The 3,336-nt window shown below is 54.2% G+C and carries 5 protein-coding genes; 2 read left to right on the top strand and 3 right to left on the bottom strand.

Going from position 1 to position 3,336, the window contains the following annotated elements:
- Nucleotides 1-481 precede the first annotated feature (481 nt).
- Nucleotides 482-1,003, bottom strand: coding sequence for a DUF6273 domain-containing protein (locus tag DWY51_RS09320; RefSeq protein ID WP_117770649.1), 522 nt, complete (start codon nucleotides 1,001-1,003; stop codon nucleotides 482-484).
- Nucleotides 1,004-1,164: 161 nt separating this feature from the next.
- Between DWY51_RS09320 and DWY51_RS09710 the strand changes: the two genes are divergently transcribed.
- A complete protein-coding gene (locus tag DWY51_RS09710) occupies nucleotides 1,165-1,326 on the top strand; it encodes a hypothetical protein (RefSeq protein WP_158556942.1) in 162 nt (53 codons plus the stop codon).
- A gap of 29 nt (nucleotides 1,327-1,355) precedes the next feature.
- A complete protein-coding gene (locus tag DWY51_RS09315) occupies nucleotides 1,356-1,760 on the top strand; it encodes a hypothetical protein (RefSeq protein WP_117770648.1) in 405 nt (134 codons plus the stop codon).
- Nucleotides 1,761-2,462: 702 nt separating this feature from the next.
- Here DWY51_RS09315 and DWY51_RS09305 read toward each other — a convergent pair.
- Together DWY51_RS09305 and DWY51_RS09300 are read right to left on the bottom strand one after the other, a co-directional pair.
- Nucleotides 2,463-2,891, bottom strand: a complete 429-nt coding sequence (locus tag DWY51_RS09305; protein ID WP_117770646.1) for a hypothetical protein — start codon at nucleotides 2,889-2,891, stop codon at nucleotides 2,463-2,465.
- A gap of 1 nt (nucleotide 2,892) precedes the next feature.
- A partial coding sequence (locus DWY51_RS09300) for an ATP-binding cassette domain-containing protein (protein ID WP_117770650.1) occupies nucleotides 2,893-3,336 on the bottom strand: 444 nt, incomplete at its 5' end.

The following is a 3,336-nucleotide window of genomic DNA, read 5'->3' as shown; positions in this document are numbered from 1 at the left end:
ACCCTAAGAGCAAACCACCCTTTTTAAGGGTGGTTCTGATTAATCAACAGGGTGCCAAAAATCACCCTGCGCGATAATCGCCTTTTGCGGCTACTTGCGCGTTTTGCACACGCTTGGACCGATTTATTAACGCGATATGAATCTACATACGCGTAGCTGGTATACAGTCGAGTACAGACTGTATTTATCGCGGCGATTTACGCAGATATAGCGACTGTAACGAACAAGCGTGTCGCTGTATTTATTCCAGTAGTTCACTTGATCGGTGGACAAGTGGGCTGTTGCAACGAAACGCCAAGCAGTACGGGCTCTATACGAGGACGCCGCAGAGGTAATGGCGGAGGAGTGCGGCTGGCGCTCTGAGAGCCGCTGTATGACCCTATTTCTCCTCAACCCGAATACCTGCCGCGAACCTAAACCGTTCGTACACTTGCCAAAAGATAGGCCCGCGCGGAGTCGCGCGGGCCTTGCACTAGAAAATCTAGAAGCACCAAGCGGGAAACACGTTGCCGGCACTGTTGGCACTACCGCTGCTCCAGCGACCGAAAGGGTCAACATAGATAAAGTCCGTTGAGTCACTCGGAGACACGGAACGAGTGCTGAAATAGCACACAATCTCAGGTCCAGAATACCTCGGCGTCGCATAGTACTCGTACTGGGCGCCGTCAGACTGGAGGTCTCCGTAAATCTCGGTCGTCGAGAGGATGAAGACCTTGTCATTCGTTGCCGTCGGAGTGCCGGCGCTACCGCCGCCCTCGTTGTCCGTCATCTTCGTGACGGCCTTCGCCTTGGACTGGAGCTCGGCCGGCAGGAGCGCCCAGAGGTCACCGGAGTTCAGGCGGGCGCGGAGCTTAGAGGACCTCCAACCGCCGACATTGGTCTTTGTGTCGTTCCAGATGTGTTTGTATAGGACATCGTTGGTCGTCTCAAACGTCAGCCCCGCCTTGCCGCTACCGTCGGCGAGGTCGTCATGGTTGATACCGATGATGCGGTATTCGGGCATCGTGGTGTCCGCACTGCGAATCTCTCATAGAGGATATGCCACAACTTGATAATTTCGCAGCCATAAGGAAGAACCTTTTCAATGTTTCTGAGGACAGCACGATTGAAGAAGCCTCGGTCCATGAAGGAGACTTTCCCATTTACATAGATTAAGATAAGGTCGTGAATGACCAATATGAACTTGAGCATATTCCGTCCGTATTCATACTGGATGACCAAGGAAACATCATCGGCTCATCCGAAGGAGAGGAAGAACCTCTTGCCTTATTAAAGAAATACGCCGAATACAACGGATATAAAGCGGAAGGAGGCGACATCGAGTAACTATCAAAGGCCAGTTTAAGGAGCCAGCCATGAAGAAATGCCTGCCCTCCATCGTCTCAGCAGCTCTTTGCTTCTCCCTTGTCATGACACCATTTGTGCCCGTTGCGGCAGCCTATGCCGACGAGGGATCTCCCGCCGAGAGCAGCGAGATCTACGTCGGAGACAACTACGACGAAAATTACGATATATCCCTTTTTGAGCGCGGACGCTGCACGGATTCATATTCCAAGGCGTGGTGCGATTCTCACGGATTTGCAAATAACCGCACCGTCCCTCACAAGGTCAAGCTGAACGCGAAGGAGGAGGCTTGCCTGCGCGATCCCTACCTTGCTGGCACCGCTGAAGTTATCGCCGGTCTCGTGACAACCGGTCCTGGCGGCGGCTTGTTTGCAACCGCAATGACATCGTACCGACTTTTCACTTGCATGTTCTGAAAGGCAGTTGCCATGCAGTCGCAAAATCAATCGAGATACTTGACCACAATCGGCTTTGCCCTGCTTGCATTACTCTTTGCTAGCGACCTTTTGCTGAAACCGCCCAAGGAACTCGTTTCGCTTGCCATAGCCTGCATTTCCGCCCTTTACTTTACGGCAACCCTATTCGTCGGACTAAAGGAGAGGAAAAAAGGCGCAGTCGTTGCATCTGCCGTAGGCGTGATCACAGCCATTGCCTCATTCTTTATCTGACACATTGGTGATCTAGGGGCGATATCGTAGGAATACGACCGGGAGAGCCGGGACCAGATTACCCGGGTTGCCCGGTCGGCTCGCGCGACGGCGCGGCGGTTCCACAGAAAGATCTCCGGACTTCACGCCGTTTCTGATCGCATTGTAGACGGCCATCTCGTCTTCGCAGTCGGCGAGCACGCGGTGTGCGTCGTCGTTTTGGATGTCCAGTAAATCTCGAAGGTCCTCCATGCACCAGCGTCCGAGATTTGGCCATGCGCGTTGCGCGAGCTGATAAGTGTCGATTGCGATGTTGTAGTTAAAGTCCAGGCCAAAGCCGTCCCAGGCAGAACGGCTTTGTTTCCTTGATTATCAACTTCATCCGGACACTTCCCGCATTCATCCGTGTGTGTACGGATGAATGCGGGGTTCAATACCCCGGCGGCCTGATCGGCAGGCCGCCGGGAACTCTCACTCCTCGATAAAAGCCGGCACCCGGTTAGTCCTGCGCATCTTGAAATCGCCAGTCTCGTGGGAGACGTAGAGAATGCCGTCCATCCCGTCTCGCGATGCATATGACAGGTGAACCGAACCGCAATCCGCTCCATCATTGTCGAGAAGATCGAACGAATTCGGATCGCTCGTTGCGGCCAAACGACCACTCATGCAAGAGCCATCGCCATTACAGATTTGCCATTCCATGTCTTCGCCTGCGAGAATCGCCATAGACGGCCCGGTCGCGCCATCGCTGACATACATCCCGTCTATGCCAAACCCATTTTCAGCGCCATCGATGAACGACTGCTCGGACCTATACCTCGCAAATGATGCACATAGCACCATTGCAAGACAAAGTACAAAGCCAACAATCGCTATCTTTGCATAGCTCTTGCCTATCATGTCATTCACCTCGCTCGTATGTATCGAGGTATTCCTGCTTGAGCGTCTGCGAGGACGACTCGATCTTTTCCACGAGCGTGCCGGCCTCGATGAAGTAGAACGAGTTGGTGAGGTCTGCCAGGTCGTCGAGTAGATGGCTTGAAATGAGCACGCTGCGTCCCCGCGCCACCTCGCTGCGCATCGCGTCGCAGGAGGTTTTCCGTTTTCCCGGATCGAGGCCGTTCAGCGGTTCATCGAGGATGAGGTACGGGCAATCGGTCGCTATCGCCATGGCAAGCTTTACCTGCTGCTTCATTCCTGTCGAGAGTTTACGGGTCGGCTTGTCGAGATATGGGGAGATTCCGAGGGAGTCGCAGAGCGAGTCGATGTCGGCGGCCGATTTCCACGCCTCCCTAACGAAAGCAAGGTGCTCGCGGGCCGATAGCGTGGGATAGAGATCCGCGCC

Source organism: Collinsella sp. AF25-2LB, from assembly GCF_003458415.1.
GTDB lineage: Bacteria > Actinomycetota > Coriobacteriia > Coriobacteriales > Coriobacteriaceae > Collinsella.
Note: the sequence above shows the minus strand (reverse complement) of the source record. Positions and strands in the feature narration are given on the sequence as shown.